Below are 15,727 nucleotides of genomic sequence, written 5' to 3' on the forward strand. Positions count from 1 at the left end.
GCGATTGAGCGCGGTCCGACGCCGTCAGCGCGCGGCCGCCGCCTCGGGTGCCACGCCCACCGGCGTGTACTGCGCGCGGTTGTCCGCGAGCCAGCGTTCCGAGAGGCTGCTGTCCTGCTGCATCGGATGGAAGTCGGGGCGCAGGTAGCTGCGCCAGCCGGCCATGTTGCCGCGCAGCAGGCCCTTGCGGCTCAAGAGGATGCGCGCGGCGCTCTTCCAGGTCGACCATTTCCACAGTTGCTTCTCGTGGCGCAGGTTGTCGATGGTCTGGCGCATCAGGTCGCCCAGAAACATCATCGTGACGCGGCGGAACCAGCGGGTGCGCCATTCGTCGGAGCCGCCCGCGGCCTTGTAGATGTCGAAGGCCACGCTCTTGTGTTCGAGCTCTTCGGCGCTGTGCCACAGCCACATCGTGCGCAGCCGGGGCTCGGCGCCGTCGAGGATGCCGGGGTGGGCCAGCAGCCACTCGGCGAACATGGCCGTGAAATGCTCGGTGGCAGCCGTCACCGCCAGTGCGTGGCGCGGATCGGCGCCTTCCATCAGTTCCATGCGCTTGCTGGCGCGGGTCGTCCAGCGGTCGACCAGCCCCTGGTTCTCGAGATGGTTGTTGAAGAGCGAATGAATGCGCCGGTGCGTGGCTTCCTGTCCGATGAAGCCGCGCACGTCGGCCCGGTGCTGCTCCTGGACCTCGGGCGGCAGCGTGGCGACGGCGTCGCGTACCGCGTCGATGAAGAACTGTTCGCCGAAGGGAAAGCTCATCGACAGGGCGTTGAAGAAAGCGGTCGAGAATGCGTCGCCGCCGCACCAGTTGCGGGCAAAGGGCGGTTGCAGGTCGATCAGCAGGCGGCGTACAACGAGATCGGTCATGAAAACAAGCCTCGGAAAAAGCACTGATTGCGTGGAGCGGGATTGCTGGTACATCTTCGTACCGCGTGCCGCCATGTTGCAATTGTGAATTGGTACTGTCAAGTACCCGGGCGTAGGAAAATGTGTCGTCCATGAGCGAAACCATCGAAAAAGCAGCTCCGTCGTCCAAGTCTGCCGACGGCCCCGGAAGCGAGCACTACGCGCGCCTGTTGCAGGGCATGGCGCATGCCGTGGCGGCCAAGGGCTATGCGGAAACCACCATTGCCGACATCGTGCGCGAGGCCGCCGTGTCGCGCCGTACCTTCTACGAGCACTTCAGCACCAAGACCGAATGCCTGATCGCGCTCTATGAAACCGCCAGCCGGCTCGCGCTGCAGGCGGTGAGCGAGGCCTTCGACCCGGCACAGCCCTGGCACGCGCAGGTCGAGCAGGCCATGACGGCGTACTTCGACTACCTCGCCCAGGACCCGGTGCTGCTGCGCACGCTCTTCGTCGAGATCCTCGGCCTCGGCATGCCCGGCCTCGTGGTGCGCCGCAGGGTGAACGACGAGATCGCCAACTTCATCCAGGTCGCCATCAACAGCAGCGGCAACGGCGGCACGGAAGGCCCCGCGGTGCACCTCACGAGCGAGATGGCGATGACGGTGGTGGGCGGCATCAACGAACTCGTGCTGCAAGCCATCGAACAGAACCGCGCGGGCGACCTGCGCGAGCTGGTGGAGCCCGCCACGCGGCTGGTGCGCGCCGTGGCCGCCGAGAGCCGGGAGAGCCGGCGCTAGGCCTGCCTCGTCGGCGGCGTCGTGGCCACGAGCCGGAGCGTCAGCAGCCCCGCCAGCGTCAGCGACAGCAGCACGCCCAGATAGGGCAGCACGTCATGCAGCGGCGCGCCCATCTGGTTGAGCCGCAGCGAGGCCTGGATGCCTGCGGTGCTCGGAAAGAGCCAGCGCAGCGCCTGCAGGGGCTCGGGTAGCGCCTCGACAGGCCATGAGAAGCCCGATAGAAAAGCCATCGGCAGCGCCGTGAACAGCAGCACCTGCAAGGCGCGTTCTCGGTCGCGGAACCAGCAGCCCAGCAGCAGGCCCACCGTGCAGATCGCCGGCACATAGAACGCGAGCAGCACCAGAGCTCCCCACGGATTGCCGCCGCGCGGATAGTCCTGCAGGAAGAACACCCAGCCGAAGTAGAAAACGCCGCTGAGGAAGCCGAAGCCTGAAAGCGCCCCCAGCCGCCCCAGCCAGGCGCCCATCGAGGCCCGCAGCCGCCCGGCCTCGGCCCAGGTGCCGGCCAGCATCGCCACGCCCATCAGCAGCGTCTGCTGCAGGATCAGCAGGGCCACCGCCGGCACCACGTAGCTGCCGTAGCCCTCGGTCGGATTGAACAGCGCGACGAGCTGCGTGTTGAGCGGACTGCGGCTGCGCGCCGCCTGGATCGCGCTCTGGCCGCCGGCCTGCAGCTTGCGGATCTCCACGCCCGCCGACACCGTGCCCACGGCCTCCGAGAAGCCGTACAGCACGGCCTTGTTGAGCAGCGCATAGGCTCCGTTGCCCTCGATGGTGACCACCGCCGAAGTGCCGCGCAGCACGTTGCGCTTCAGGTCGGCCGGCAGCAGCGCATAGCCCTCGATCTCGCCGCGCCACAGCGCCTGCTGCGCCTCGCCCACGTCGCCCGTGACCATGCGCACGTCCAGCCGCGGATTGGCCAGCGCGAAGCGCGCGATCTGCCGCGACAGCGCGGTGTGATCCTGGTCGACCACTGCCACCGGCACGCGCGTCACGGCCTGCGTGCGGTAGGGCCACGGATAGAAAAAGCCGTAGATGATCGGGGCGAGCAGCATGATCAGCAGCACGCCCTTGTCGCGCAGCACGGCGAGCGCCGTCTCGCGCCATGCACTGCCGAAGCGAAGCGGCTCGGTATCGCTCATCGTCCACCCCAGCTCTCGGGCGCCCCGGCGGCACGCACCAGCGCCGCAGCGGTGACGGCGAGCAGCACGCCAGTGCCCAGCACCATCCACAGCGGCGTCGCCACCGAATAGACCACCGGCGCGCCCATCTGCAGCTGCTCCATCTGCACCCGGATGTAGTGCGTGTAGGGCAGCAGGTTGGCCCAGACCTGCGCCAGTAGCGGCATCGCGACCAGCGGAAAGCCCACGCCGCCGAACGCGAAGGCCGGCGCGGTGATGAAGCCCGTGGCCGAGAGGGCGGTACGCAGCGAGCGCGTAAGCCCCGCCACGAAGGCCCCCAGCGCGATCGACAGCGCCAGGAAGACCACCAGCGCGAACAGCGTCCACCCCAGCGACCCGACCGGGTGCCACCCACGTCCCGCCGTGATCCACAACATTGCCGCCAGAGCGACGGCCGAAAGGCTCGCGAACGGCAGCACCAGCTTGCCCGCCAGCGCGGCCAGCGCTTCGTGCCACCGCGGCGAGGCGCCCAGCCATCCGCCGATGCTGCGGTCGCGCAGTTCGCGGCCCACGGCCCATGCACCGGCCGTCATCGCGAGGATGTGCAGCAGCGCGGGAATCAGCGCGGCGCCCAGGAACTGCTCGTAGTCGGTCGATGTGTTGAAAAGCGCCACCATGCTGGCCTTGATCGGCTCCATGCTCACGCGCGCGGCCGTCATCGACTCGCCGCGCTTGTTGCGCACCGTGAGCTCGACCCCGCCCGAGACGGTGGCCACGGCGGTGCGCACGTCGCGCTGGATCAGGCTCGAATGCGTGCCGAGCTGTGCGTTGTGCAGCAGCACGACCTGGCCGACGCGGCCCTGCTTCACGTCGCGGCTCAGCTCGCGCGGCAGCTGTACCGCCGCGTCAACCGCGCCGCTGGTCAGTGCGCGCGCCATCTCGCCTTCGTCGCTGTAGCGCTGCGTCACGCGCAGGCCGGGCGTGGCGTCCAGGAAGCGCACCACCTGCCGCGAGAGCGAGGAGTGGTCCTGGTCGAGCACGCCGATCGGCAGCCGCTCGGGCAGGCCGGCCGAGAAGATCCACCAGATCAGGAACACCGCGAGCAGCGGCACCCACGAGATCATCGCGAGGTCCCACGGTCGCGTGCGCAGCAGCGCGAGCTCGCGCCTTGCGCTGGCGGTGGAGAAGCCGCGGAGGCTCATCGCGAACGGACTCAGTCCACCAGCACGCTCATGCCGGGCCGGGCGCCCTCGATGGGCTTCAGTGGCCGTGCGCGAACCTCGAAGGTGCGCACGTCGAAGCCGGTGCCGCCGCGCGTGGCGCGCCATGTCGCGAAGTCGGGCAGCACGGCGCTGTAGTAGACCTTGAAGCGGGCAGTGCGCTTGCCCTCGGGCAGCGCGGGCAGGTGCGCGTCGAACTCGTCGCCCAGCGCGAAGCGGGAGAGTCGGTCTTCTCGCACGTTCAGCACCACCCACTGGTCGCTCAGGTCGACCACCGTGACCACCGCCACGCCCTGCGGCGACAGCTCGCCGACCTTGGCCAGCACCTTGGCCACTTCGCCGCCGACCGGGCTGCGCAGCTCGGTCTCGGCCTTGGCGGCTTCGGCCTCGGCCACCACGCCGGCAACCTGACGTGCCTGCGCGCTGGCGGCGGCCTTGTCCTCGGGGCGGGCGCCGGTGCGCGCCATGTCGTACTGCGCCTTGGCCGCGATGGCGGCGTCGCGCGAAGCCTTCCAGTTGGCTTCGGCCTCGTCGCGCTTCTGGTCGGCCACCAGACCCTCGCGCGCCAGTCCGTCGACGCGGCGGAAAGAGGTCTGCGCGAGTTGCGCCGCGGTTTCCGCGCGCTGCCATTGCATGCGAGCCATCTCGACTTCCTGCGGGCGAGCTCCGTTCTGCGCCTTCTCGGCGACGGCCTGCGCGGCCTGCTCGGCGGCGGTGGCCTGCGCGAGCTTGGCGCGCACCTCGGGGCTGTCCATGCGCACCAGCACCGCGCCGGCCTGGATGCGGTCGCCTTCCTTCACCGGCACTTCGGCGATGCGCGCAGTCACCTTGCCGGCAACATCCGTCTCGCGTGCTTCCATCTGGCCCTGGAACACCTCGGGCGCAGGCCGCGATGCGCGCCAGAAACCCCAGACGAGCACCGCCAGCACGAGCAAAGCGGCGAGTATCGCGATCAGTTTTCGGGTCTTGGCACTCATCATCAATTCACCTTCACGTCGGCACGCGCGATGTAGTCGGAAAACCTGTCTGAAAGCCCCGCGCTCTCGAGCAGTTGCGCGAGCGCCTGCACGTAGTCGTTGGCGGCTTGCGCGCGTTCGGTCAGCACCTTGGCCTGGTTGGTTTCGGCGTCGATCAGGTCGAGCGTGGTGCTCGTGCCTTCGCGCAGCCCGGAGGTGCGCAGCTTCACGACCTCCTGCGCGAGTTCGACCGAAGCCTTCATTTCCAGATATTGGCGGCGCGCGTTCTCCAGCGCGCGCCAGTTGCGCTCCACCAGCAGCGAGATGTCGCTGCGCGCCTGCGCATCGGTGCGCTCGGCCTGCTCGACCTGCTTGAGCGACGCTGCCGAGAGCATGTCGCGGTCGACCGAGTCGTACAGCGTCCAGCGCACGCCGACGCCGGCCACCCAGTCGGCATTGCCGCTCTTGAGTTCGCGCGTGCCGAAGGCGATCACCTGCGGGCGGCGCAGCGCCTCTTCGCCTTCGTGCAACTGCTCGGCCTGCGACTTCTTGGCTGCGACCTTGCCCAGGCCGGGGTGGCGCGTGAGCGCGGAGTCGATGAAATAGCCCAGCGGCTCGATCGGCGTGCTGATGAGAAAGAGCGGCGTCTGTGGTGCCACGCTGCCGTCGGCACGCACGGTGCGGGCCAGGGCGACGGATGCAAGCGCCGCGTCGTTCTCGGCCTTGCGCGCGTTGCGGCGTGCCTCTTCGTACGCGGCGCTGGCCTGCAGCCGCTCGACGCGCGAGATCACGCCGGCCGCGAGCATCTTCTGCGCCGCCGAATCGTGCTGCGCGATGGTGCGCTCGGCCTGCAGGCGCAGGGCCGCCGCACGGCGTGCGAGCTGCGCGCCGAAGTAGCGCTGCACGAGCAGGGTGTCGACCTCGTGTCCGGCCTGCTCGGCGTCGGCCTGCGCCTCGCGCGTCTGGGCCGAGACGAAGCCGCGCACCGCATCGGTCGCGCCGCCGACGTAGAGCGGCCACACGGCCGAGATCGACGCGTTGGCGCCGGTGTCGTGGCGGTTGAGGGTGTAGCTGTTGGGCAACTGCGGAATCGGCACTCGCGCGATCACGCTCTGGATGGACGTCGGCAGAGACGAGCCCAGTTGCCCGAGCCGCTGGTTGAGCGGATCGAGGTCGAGGTTCAGGTTCGCGTTGTAGGCATAGGCCAGCCCCGAGACGCTGACCGACGGGCCGCCGAGCCTCTTGAGACCCTGGCTCTGCAGTTCCTTCGCATCGACGGCCGCGCGGGCGGCGGCCAGCTTGTCGGAGCGGTCGATCATGCGGGCGCGCGCCGCGTCGAAGCTCAGGGAGAGGGTGTCGTCGCTGGCGGCTTGCCCCTGGGCCTGCGCGAAAGCCGGGCCGCACAGCACGAGCAGCGCCGGCAGCAGGCGCGGCAGGAGGGGGCTTCTGGTGTGGCGGATTGGTGTCATCTTTTCAGGTGGCCTTGCGATGCAGCAAGGCATCCAGTTCCTGCTGGAGGATCACGGGGAACGCGGCCTGCACCGCGCCGGTGGCGAGGCCTCGGGCCTGCTCGAGCAACTGGGCGGTGCGCCCGGCGTCGATGGCGTCGCCGCTCAGCAGGCTTTCGGCCAGCGTGCGCAGCCAGTGGCGCGCCACGGTGCGCAGCGTGCGGACCATGGTTTCCTGCATGCCGATCGCTTCCTCCAGCGGCAGGCCGAGCGCGGCGAGCTGCTCGGCGATCTGGCCGAGCGCGGGGCTGAGCATCTGCACCTGGCCGTCCGGCAGCTCGCGCATGAGGCCGGCCTTGGTGGCGCGGGCGAGCAGGGCGGGCGTCATCTGGCCCTTCCACTTGGCGGCGAGCGCATCGGCCGAGACCACCACCGGCTCTTCTTCGGCGAAGAGGCTGCCCGAGACGGAGCGCGCCACCGCCACCAAGTCGCGCCATGCCGAGGCGGGCGCGCGGCCGAAGATGCGACGGATGGCTTCGATGCCGAAACCCTGGTCGCGCAGCTCGCGGATCAGCGCCAGCCGCTGAGCATGCTCGTCGCCGTACAGGCCGAGGCGGCCGCGCAGCCTCGGCGGCGGCAGCAGCCCGGCGGTGGTGTAGGCGCGGATGTTGCGCACCGTCACGCCGGTGCGCGCGGCCAGTTCCTCGACGGAGAGTTCCTGGGGGGCGTCGGTGACGGCTGGCGTATTCATGTGACGGATTGAATGTTACATCATCAATGTCACATGGAAGATTCAGACCTGGATCGTCGGCTTGTAGTCCGCCGGCGGCACTTCGTTCCATTTGCCGAAGAGAGCCATCAGCCCGACGGCCACCGCGCCCGAGAGCAGCACGGCCCCGCAGGCATGCGCCCAGCCGTTGTCGAAGGCGCCGAACATCACGGCGCGGAAGGCCTGCACCACCCAGCTGAAGGGCAGCCAGCCGTGCACGTCGCGGAAGAAGCCGGCCGAGAGCTCCACCGGCAGCACGCCGCCGCCGGCGGAAAGCTGCAGCGTCAGCAGCAGCACGGTGAGGATGCGGCCGAAGTCGCCGAACACGTGCAGGATCGCGAACAGCACTACCAGGAACACCAGCGAGGCCAGCACCATCGTCACCGCCAGCGCCGGCACGTCCGGCGCCTGCACTCGCAGCACGCCCACCAGCGTGGCCAGCACCAGTACCACCTGCAGCAGCACGATCAGCGCCGGCATGGTGATCTTGCCCAGCGTCTTCGCTAGCTTCGGATAGTGGCTGTGGTCCGACAGCACGATGCGGATGTTGAACAGGTAGCCGGCCATCACCGCGCCGATCCACAGCGCCACCGACACCATGTTGGGCACGAAGGCGCTGCCGTTGTTGGCCACCGGCGCCACCACCTCCACCTTGGGCTCGACCGAGTCCGCCAGCCCCGAGGCGCTGCCCTGGATGCGGGTGATCGAGGCGGGCAGGGCGGCCTCGATGGTGCGCACGCCGGTCGACAGGCGCTCCGCGCCCTGGGCGAGCTGCGCGCCGCCCTGCACGAACTCGTCCAGCTTCCGGTCCGAAGGCAGCTTGCCGGACATGGCGTGGATGCCGGCGCCGAGTGCCGTCATGCCGTCGGTGAGCTTGCCCACGCCACCGTCGAGGGCTGTCGCCCCGGTCGCCAGCTTGTGGTTGCCGTCCTGGGCCTTGGCCATGGCGGCCTGGGCCTGCTCGAGGCCGCCGCGCAGCTTGTCGGCGCCGCTTGCGAGTTCGCCCGCGCCCTTGGAGATGCGGTCGCCCACGAAGGGGATGTCGGCCGTGTCCTTCTGCATCCTGCGCGCGCCGTCGCCAAGCTGGCTGGCTCCGCCTTCGAGCTGGTCGAGCCCGTCGCCGATCTGGGCGAGCCCGCTGCCGAGTTCGCGCTGGCCCGCGGCAAGCTGCTGCGAACCGGCCTTGAGCGCGCGCAGGTCGGCATCGGCGGGCAGCTTCGACTCGATGGTGCGGATGCCGCCGTTGACCTGCTTGAACCCGCTGCCCACCTGCTGCGCGGCCGCGCTGTACTGGGCGGCACCGCTAGCCAGCGTCTGGCTGCCGTCGCGCAGCTCCAGCAGGGCCTGCTTGAGCTTGTCGAGACGCGCCTGCGAGCCGGAGGCCGCGTTCAGCACCAGGCCCCAGCGCTGCTCGTTGAGCATCTCGTTGACCTGGTGGCCCAGCTCGCCCGCGAAGCGCCGCGCCAGGCCGGCCGAGCTGTAGTTGTTGCCCTCGGAGGTGTAGACCACGATCTGCCCCGCGCCGCGCTGCGCGCCGGGCACTGCGTTGGCACTGAAGTCGGGCGGGATCAACAGTGCGAAGGCCAGCGTGCCGCGTCGCACCTCGGCGCGCGCGGCCTCGGTGTCGGTCATCGTGCGGAAGCCGAAGGCGCGCTTGTCGAGCAGGGTGTGCGTGAGCTCGTTACCGACGTTGACCGTGCGCGACATGTAGGTCACGCCCTGGTCCTGGTTGACGATGGCGGCGGGCAGGTCGGCCGTGTGGCCGGCCGGGTCCCACACGCTGGAGAGATAGATCAGCGCATAGATCGCCGGCACCACGCCGACCGCCACCACGGCCAGCAGGATGCGCGGAAAGCGCCGGACGATCGCCAGCTCGGCCCGGGCGATGGCCCAGGTGCCGGTGAACAGTGCGTGGAGGTATCGCATGGGGCCAGGAGTCTGCAGAAGCGCCATGACGGTGGAAACGCGCGGAGGAGCCTTCGATCAGCCCGGCTTTCGTTGCGCGGGGTCGTAGAAGAACTGCTCTTCGGCGATGCGGTCGCCTTCCCAGCGCTGCCAGGCGATTTCCTCCATGCGCATCCTGCCGCCACCCTTGAACGTGAACTCGAAGATCCAGTGGATCGCCACGTGGTCGCCGTTCACCAGCACCGGCCGCACGCAGGTGGAAACCACCGATTCGGTGCGGTCGAGCACGGCGGTCTCCTGCGCCACCAGCGTGCTGCGGCCGCGCCGCGGCTCGGCCTGGTTCTCGCGCATGGTGGCATCTTCGGTGTAGTAGTCCTCGATGGCCTTGGCATGCGCGCCGCCTTCGACGGCGGCGATGAATGATTCGAGTCGTTCGGGTGTGGGCATCTTTCAGTGATCCATGGCGCAACGCGCCTTCTGCGGCATACGAGGCTCAAGCGGATCGTGCGCGAGACACCGCGGAACCGGCTCTGCCGGGCCGCAGGTGTCGCCCCCGGCGAGGGGGGTGGCGAAGCGACACGAAGTGCGCGAAGCCTGGGGGAGTGTCATGTCAGGACTTTACTTTGACTTCGACGCGACGTGCCTCCGAGGGCGGGCCGTCGGCCTGGGACTGTTCGGGCTTCGCGAGCTCGATCTTGTCCTCGGGCGCGCCAGCAGCCTTGAGCGCATCGCTCACGGCCATCGCGCGCTGCTTGGCGAGCTCGGCGTTCTTCGCCGGGTCGCCGCTGGCGTCGTGGTAGCCGCTCACGAGCACGGTGCTGCCGCTCTGCACGGCCTTGATGACGTCGGCCAGCGCCTCCTTGGCGTTGGGCGCCACCTCAGCGCTGGCGCTCGCGAAGTAGAACTTCACGACGCCGTTCTCGACCTTCACTGCGGCGGCCTCGGCTGCCGATACCGCGCCAGAGGCGACTACCGCCGCAGGCGTCGAGGGTGCCATTGCAGCGGGGGCTGCGGGCGCGGTGGACGCCGGCGGCGTCTCGACCTTCGTCGGCACTGCCGCAGCCGCATCGCCCGCATGGAACTTCACCACCAGCGGCACGATGAGCAGCGCCACGATGTTGATGATCTTGATCAGCGGGTTCACGGCGGGGCCGGCTGTGTCCTTGTACGGGTCGCCCACGGTGTCGCCGGTGACGGCGGCCTTGTGCGTCTCGCTGCCCTTGCCGCCGAAGTGGCCGTCCTCGATGTACTTCTTGGCGTTGTCCCAGGCACCGCCGCCCGTGCACATGCTGATGGCGACGAAGAGACCCGTGACGATGGTGCCCATCAGCAGCCCGCCCAGCGCCTTCGGCCCAAGCACCAGGCCGACGATGATCGGCACCAGCACCGGCAGCAGCGAGGGGATCATCATTTCCTTGATGGCCGCGCCGGTCAGCATGCCCACGGCCTTGCCGTACTCGGGCTTGCCGGTGCCTTCCATGATGCCGGGGATGTCGCGGAACTGGCGGCGCACTTCCTCCACCACCGCACCGGCCGCGCGGCCCACGGCTTCCATGGCCATCGCGCCGAACAGGTAGGGAATCAGGCCGCCGATGAAGAGGCCGACGATCACCATCGGATCGCTCAGGTTGAAGCTGATCGCCTGGCCGAAGCTCTCCAGCTTGTGGGTGTAGTCGGCGAAGAGCACCAGCGAGGCCAGGCCCGCGGAGCCGATGGCGTAGCCCTTGGTCACGGCCTTGGTGGTGTTGCCGACTGCGTCCAGCGGGTCGGTCACGGCGCGCACGCTGTCGGGCAGCTCGCTCATCTCCGCGATGCCGCCGGCGTTGTCGGTGATGGGGCCGTAGGCGTCGAGCGCCACCACGATGCCGGCCATGCTCAGCATCGACGTGGCCGCCACCGCGATGCCGTAGAGGCCCGCCAGCGAATACGCGGCCAGGATCGCGATGCACACGAAGATCACCGGCCAGGCCGTCGAGCGCATCGACACGCCCAGGCCCGCGATGATGTTGGTGCCGTGGCCGGTGGTCGAAGCCTGCGCGATGTGCTGCACGGGCTTGTACTGCGTGCCGGTGTAGAACTCGGTGATCCACACCAGTGCAGCCGTGAGCGCCAGACCGACGAAGCAGGCGCCGAACAGCTTGAGCTGGCTGCCGCTGGCGGCGATGGCGTTGTCGGGAATCAGCCAGCTGGTGACGAACCAGAAGGCGATCAGCGACAGGATGCCCGACACAGCCAGCCCCTTGTAGAGCGCCGGCATCACGTTGACCATGCCCGGCGAGGCCTTCACGAAGAAGCAGCCGATGATCGACGCGATGATCGACACGCCGCCCAGCGCCAGCGGGTAGAGCACCGCGTTGGTCGGCGCCGCAGCCACCATCAGCGCGCCCAGCACCATGGTGGCGATGAGCGTCACCGCGTAGGTCTCGAACAGGTCGGCCGCCATGCCGGCGCAGTCGCCGACGTTGTCGCCCACGTTGTCGGCGATCACGGCGGGGTTGCGCGGGTCGTCCTCGGGGATGCCGGCCTCGACCTTGCCCACCAGGTCGGCGCCGACGTCGGCGCCCTTGGTGAAGATGCCGCCGCCCAGCCGCGCGAAGATCGAGATCAGCGAGGAGCCGAAGGCGAAGCCGATCAGCGGGTTCAGCGCGGCCGAGAGGCTGTGCCCCGCGGCCGGCGTGCCGCTGCCGATCAGCACCCAGTAGAAGGCCGACACGCCCAGCAGGCCCAGCCCCACCACCAGCATGCCGGTGATGGCGCCGCCACGGAACGCGACGTCGAGCGCCGGGCCGATGCCGTGCGTGGCCGCCTGTGCGGTGCGCACGTTGGCGCGCACCGAGACGTTCATGCCGATGAAGCCGCAGGCGCCCGAGAGCACCGCGCCCACGATGAAGCCGACGGCCGTGGTCAGGTCGAGGAACACGGCGATGAGGATGGCGAGCACGATGCCGACGATGGCGATGGTGCTGTACTGCTTGGCGAGGTAGGCGGAGGCACCGGCCTGGATGGCCGCCGCGATCTCCTGCATGCGGGCATTGCCTGCGTCCTTCGCGAGAATCCAACTTCGGGCCCAGAAACCGTAGGCCACGGCCACGAGACCGCAGACGATGGCCAGTATCAGGGGGGTGTTGCCGATCATGCTTTGCTTCTCCATTCGTTCGTTGTGACTAGTGGAGACGGACAGCACGGGCCCTTGCGTGCAACGCGTACGGGACCATGTTTTCCGCCGCGTTGCTTCCTCGAAGCTCACTGCACCGGAGGTGCGGAGCCGATTGGCCAACGGTTGCAATTTACAGGCAAAAACAGATGCGTGTGCGACCGGCCGGTGACACGGAAAGTAAACTCCGGGTTTGTCCCCATTCGTCTCATACTTTTCAACTACTCGAAAAACGTCATGTCCTTCGACAAAGTTTCCCCCGGCAAGAACCTGCCTGACGCCTTCAACGTCGTGATCGAAATCCCGATGAACGCCGATCCGATCAAGTACGAAGTGGACAAGGAATCGGGCGCGATCTTCGTGGACCGCTTCATGACGACGGCCATGTACTACCCCGCCAACTACGGCTACGTGCCGCAGACCCTGTCGGGCGACGGCGACCCGGTCGACGTGCTGGTGATCGCGCCGTACCCGCTGCTGCCGGGCGTGGTGGTGCCGTGCCGCCCCCTGGGCATCCTGATGATGGAAGACGAAGCCGGCGTCGACGGCAAGGTGCTCGCCGTGCCCACCGACAAGGTGCTGCCCATCTACAGCCACTGGAAGTCGGTGGACGACGTGAACCCGATGCGCCTGAAGGCCATCAGCCACTTCTTCGAGCACTACAAGGATCTCGAAGCAGGCAAGTGGGTCAAGGTGCTGGGCTGGGAGGGCATCGACTCGGCCAGGAAGGAAATCCTGGACGGCGTGGCCAACTACAAGAAGTAAGAAGCTCGGCTATTCGTTTTCAAAGGGCGAGCGGCGCGGGTCGCGCGCGAAGCTGCCGGTCAGCGACGGCGCGCAGCCCGGCCCGTCCGATACGTTGACGCGGTCGGCCTCGAACTGGAGCGTGCGGGTGCAGCCCCCGGCCTCTCGCACCACGAGGCGCCGCTGCCCGTCGAACACGTTCTTGCCCTGCAGCAGCATGTTGCCGCGCGGATCGGGGCAGACGTAGAGCTGGATTTCCAGCATGCCGCCCAACTCGGGCGTCACATCGAGGAAGCGGCCGTCCTTCGGGCACCGGCCCTCCACATAGCGCCCGATCCAGTTCAGCAGCGGGTGGCTCAGGTAGGTGATGCGCCGTTCGTAGTCCTGCTTGAGGCACTCGGTGTTGCCCTTGCATTCGCGGTTGCGCACCACGATCCAGTCGCGCTGGTCGCGCTTCAGCAGGGTGGGCCACTGGCCCGTGCCGGGCATCTCGACCTGCCGCTTGTAGAGCGCGGCCATGGCCTCGTCCTGCCGTGAGAGGCCGGGGTCGGCGCAGATCGCCTTCTCGGTGGCGTTTCCGGCCTTGGCGCAGTCGAAGCTGGCGGCCATGGCCCACGGGCCGGCGGTGACGAAGCAGAGCGCCGCGACGGCCCGGCGTGTGAGTGTCTGCATGCTGGGTTCTCCTCGAAGCCGATGCTAGGAGAGGCCCGGCGCGCCGTCGATGTGCCGAACGGTCAGGGGCGCTATGCCCTTGGACAGAGAGAAAGCCTGGGGCAGAGCAGGGATGTCAGCCGCGAACCGCTTCGCTGGCCAGCTGCATCCATTCGCGATTGACCGAGCGTGCGTGCGAATTCCAGTGGCGCGCTGCCTGCTGGAGCTCGTCCCACTGGCGCTGTGCGCCGGCAGTGTCGCCTTGCCGGGCGAGCCATGCGATGTAGCGGGCGCGTGCCTCGACGGTGTTGTAGCGGCTCAGTGCGTCCTCGAAGGCTGCGCGCGCTTCGGGCTGGCGGCCGTCGGCGGCGAGGGCGCGTGCGGTGAGAACGGCAACTTCGTCCTTGCGGTAGTCGTCGCGCGTGGAACGCAGTGTCTGCAGCGCCTGCAGGGCGTCGCGGCCGGATGTCGCTCCGCCTGCTGCGAGCAGGGCGCTGGCCAGGCCGAATTGCAGTTCCGGATCGGAGGCCAGCGGGCCCTTCAGCGCGTCGCGGTAGTGGCCGACGGCATCGGCGGCCTGGCCCTTGTCGAGCGCCGCCTTGGCGAGGCGCAGCTTGTTCTGCGCAGTGGGTGCGAGGTCGTAGGCCTCGGTGGCCGCGCGGTATTCGCGCTCGGGGTCGATGAAGCCGATGGCCGCGTTCGCCACCTTGCCGGCGGTGCGCTGCATGCGCGAGGCGGGCAGGTACTCGACCACGAAGTACACGATGCTGCCGAGCAGCGGGAAGCTGAAGAGGATGAGCAGCCAGTACATCTGCTTGCCGTGGCGCATGGCATGCACGGCGAAGAACAGCGCGATGAGGACGTGCAGGCCCAGTCCCAGGAATGGCATCGATTTCTCTCTGAGTTGTTGTGGATGTCGGGCGCTTTTATAGCAGTCCCGAATGGCACTCAGACTGACTTGAAGGGGCTGCGCTCGCCGAGGTGATCCATGTAGTTCTCGATGCCCGCGCCCTCGCGTTCGAGAAAGCGCTCGACCGCATCGGCGAACGACGGATGCGCCAGCCAGTGGGCGCTGGTGGTCTTCACCGGCATCAGCGCGCGCGCCATCTTGTGCTCGCCCTGTGCGCCGCCCTCGAAGCGCTGCGCGCCGTGCTCGATGCACCACGCCAGCGGCTGGTAGTAGCAGGCCTCGAAGTGCAGGCAATCGACACGCTCCAGCGCGCCCCAGTAGCGGCCGTAGGCCACCAGGGGCCTGTCGGGCTGCGTCGAGAGCGCGATCAGGCTGCTGGCCATGGGCTTGCCGTCGCGTTCGGCGATGAACAGCAGCCAGGCCTCGGGCATCGTGTCGGCCATGCGCCGGAAGAAGTCGCGCGTGAGGTAGGGTGGGTTGCCGTGCTCGCGGTAGGTGCGCTCGTAGCAGCGGTAGAAGAAGTCCCAGTCGGCCTTGCTGATGTCCGCCCCGCGCGACCAGCGAAAGCGCACACCGGCATCGGCCACCTTGCGGCGCTCCTGGCGGATCTTCTTGCGCTTGTCGTGGGAGAGGCTGGCGAGGAAGGCGTCGAAGTCGGCGTATTGCGCGTTCGTCCAATGGAACTGCACCGTGTTGCGCAGCATCAGGCCCGCTTCGGTGCAGGCGGCGATGTCCGCCTCGGCGCCGAACAGCAGGTGCAGCGACGACAGCTCCAGCTGCTTGCACAGCGCGACGAGCCCTTGCACCAGCAAAGTGCGGCTTTCGGCATCGCGCGCCAGCAGCCTTGCCCCGGGCACGGGCGTGAACGGCACCGCCACCACGGCCTTGGGGTAGTAGGCCAGCCCGTGCTGCTCGTAGGCATTGGCCCAGGCCCAGTCGAAGACGTATTCGCCATAGGAGTGGTCCTTGACGTACAGCGGGCACGCGGCCTGCAACTGCTCGCCATGCCAGAGCGTGACGAACTGCGGCATCCAGCCGTTGTCCGGCGTGGCGCTTCGGCTGTCGTTCAGGGCCGTGAGGTATTCGTGGCGCATGAAAGGCGACGGCTCGGCCTCGGCGGCCAGCAGCGCGTTCCATGCTTCCGGGCTCACGTCCGACGGAGACGGCAGAACCCGAATGACATAATCGTTCAAGCCTTTTTCT

The 15,727-nt window shown here is 68.6% G+C and carries 14 protein-coding genes; 2 read left to right on the forward strand and 12 right to left on the reverse strand.

Features of this window, described 5'->3' with window-relative positions; translation table 11 throughout:
• Positions 1-24 precede the first annotated feature (24 nt).
• Positions 25-867, reverse strand: a complete 843-nt coding sequence (locus SFB74_RS14745) for a metal-dependent hydrolase (RefSeq protein WP_432731525.1) — start codon at positions 865-867, stop codon at positions 25-27.
• A 131-nt stretch (positions 868-998) separates the two neighbouring features.
• Here SFB74_RS14745 and SFB74_RS14750 point away from each other — a divergent pair, with 131 nt between their 5' ends.
• Complete coding sequence (locus SFB74_RS14750) at positions 999-1,646, forward strand: TetR/AcrR family transcriptional regulator (protein WP_432731526.1); 648 nt, start codon at positions 999-1,001, stop codon at positions 1,644-1,646.
• Here SFB74_RS14750 and SFB74_RS14755 read toward each other — a convergent pair.
• From SFB74_RS14755 to SFB74_RS14790, 8 genes are all read right to left on the reverse strand, one after another.
• Positions 1,643-2,788 carry an ABC transporter permease gene (locus SFB74_RS14755; RefSeq protein WP_432731527.1) on the reverse strand — a complete coding sequence of 382 codons (1,146 nt, stop codon included), beginning with the start codon at positions 2,786-2,788 and terminating at the stop codon, positions 1,643-1,645. The two genes, SFB74_RS14750 and SFB74_RS14755, sit on opposite strands and share 4 nt — an antisense overlap.
• A complete protein-coding gene (locus tag SFB74_RS14760) occupies positions 2,785-3,969 on the reverse strand; it encodes an ABC transporter permease (RefSeq protein ID WP_432731528.1) in 1,185 nt (394 codons plus the stop codon). The genes SFB74_RS14755 and SFB74_RS14760 overlap by 4 nt, the downstream gene beginning before the upstream one ends.
• A gap of 11 nt (positions 3,970-3,980) precedes the next feature.
• Positions 3,981-4,967: an HlyD family secretion protein gene (locus SFB74_RS14765; protein ID WP_432731529.1), complete on the reverse strand. Its 987-nt coding sequence runs from the start codon at positions 4,965-4,967 to the stop codon at positions 3,981-3,983.
• Positions 4,967-6,412 carry a TolC family protein gene (locus SFB74_RS14770; protein ID WP_432731530.1) on the reverse strand — a complete coding sequence of 482 codons (1,446 nt, stop codon included), beginning with the start codon at positions 6,410-6,412 and terminating at the stop codon, positions 4,967-4,969. Before SFB74_RS14770 ends, SFB74_RS14765 begins: the two co-directional genes overlap by 1 nt.
• Before the next feature lie 4 nt (positions 6,413-6,416).
• A complete protein-coding gene (locus SFB74_RS14775) occupies positions 6,417-7,142 on the reverse strand; it encodes a MerR family transcriptional regulator (protein ID WP_432731531.1) in 726 nt (241 codons plus the stop codon).
• 42 nt (positions 7,143-7,184) lie between these two features.
• On the reverse strand, positions 7,185-9,086 hold the full coding sequence (locus SFB74_RS14780) for a YhgE/Pip domain-containing protein (RefSeq protein WP_432731532.1): 1,902 nt from the start codon (positions 9,084-9,086) through the stop codon (positions 7,185-7,187).
• 57 nt (positions 9,087-9,143) lie between these two features.
• On the reverse strand, positions 9,144-9,512 hold the full coding sequence (locus SFB74_RS14785; protein WP_432731533.1) for a nuclear transport factor 2 family protein: 369 nt from the start codon (positions 9,510-9,512) through the stop codon (positions 9,144-9,146).
• 163 nt (positions 9,513-9,675) lie between these two features.
• The gene (locus SFB74_RS14790; RefSeq protein WP_432731534.1) at positions 9,676-12,201 is read right to left on the reverse strand and encodes a sodium-translocating pyrophosphatase; all 2,526 of its coding nucleotides are present in this window, start codon (positions 12,199-12,201) and stop codon (positions 9,676-9,678) included.
• 255 nt (positions 12,202-12,456) lie between these two features.
• On the opposite strand from SFB74_RS14790, the gene ppa reads away from it, so the two are divergent.
• Positions 12,457-12,984 carry an inorganic diphosphatase gene (gene ppa / locus SFB74_RS14795; protein WP_126019134.1) on the forward strand — a complete coding sequence of 176 codons (528 nt, stop codon included), beginning with the start codon at positions 12,457-12,459 and terminating at the stop codon, positions 12,982-12,984.
• A gap of 9 nt (positions 12,985-12,993) precedes the next feature.
• On the opposite strand, the gene SFB74_RS14800 is transcribed toward ppa, so the two are convergent.
• From SFB74_RS14800 to SFB74_RS14810, 3 genes are all read right to left on the reverse strand, one after another.
• On the reverse strand, positions 12,994-13,635 hold the full coding sequence (locus SFB74_RS14800) for a lysozyme inhibitor LprI family protein (protein WP_432731535.1): 642 nt from the start codon (positions 13,633-13,635) through the stop codon (positions 12,994-12,996).
• A gap of 115 nt (positions 13,636-13,750) precedes the next feature.
• The gene (locus SFB74_RS14805; RefSeq protein ID WP_432731536.1) at positions 13,751-14,503 is read right to left on the reverse strand and encodes a hypothetical protein; all 753 of its coding nucleotides are present in this window, start codon (positions 14,501-14,503) and stop codon (positions 13,751-13,753) included.
• 59 nt (positions 14,504-14,562) lie between these two features.
• The gene (locus SFB74_RS14810) at positions 14,563-15,717 is read right to left on the reverse strand and encodes a GNAT family N-acetyltransferase (RefSeq protein WP_432731537.1); all 1,155 of its coding nucleotides are present in this window, start codon (positions 15,715-15,717) and stop codon (positions 14,563-14,565) included.
• Positions 15,718-15,727: the final 10 nt, after the last annotated feature.

The sequence above is a fragment of the Variovorax xiamenensis genome (assembly GCF_050916385.1).
Taxonomy (GTDB): Bacteria; Pseudomonadota; Gammaproteobacteria; order Burkholderiales; family Burkholderiaceae_C; genus Variovorax.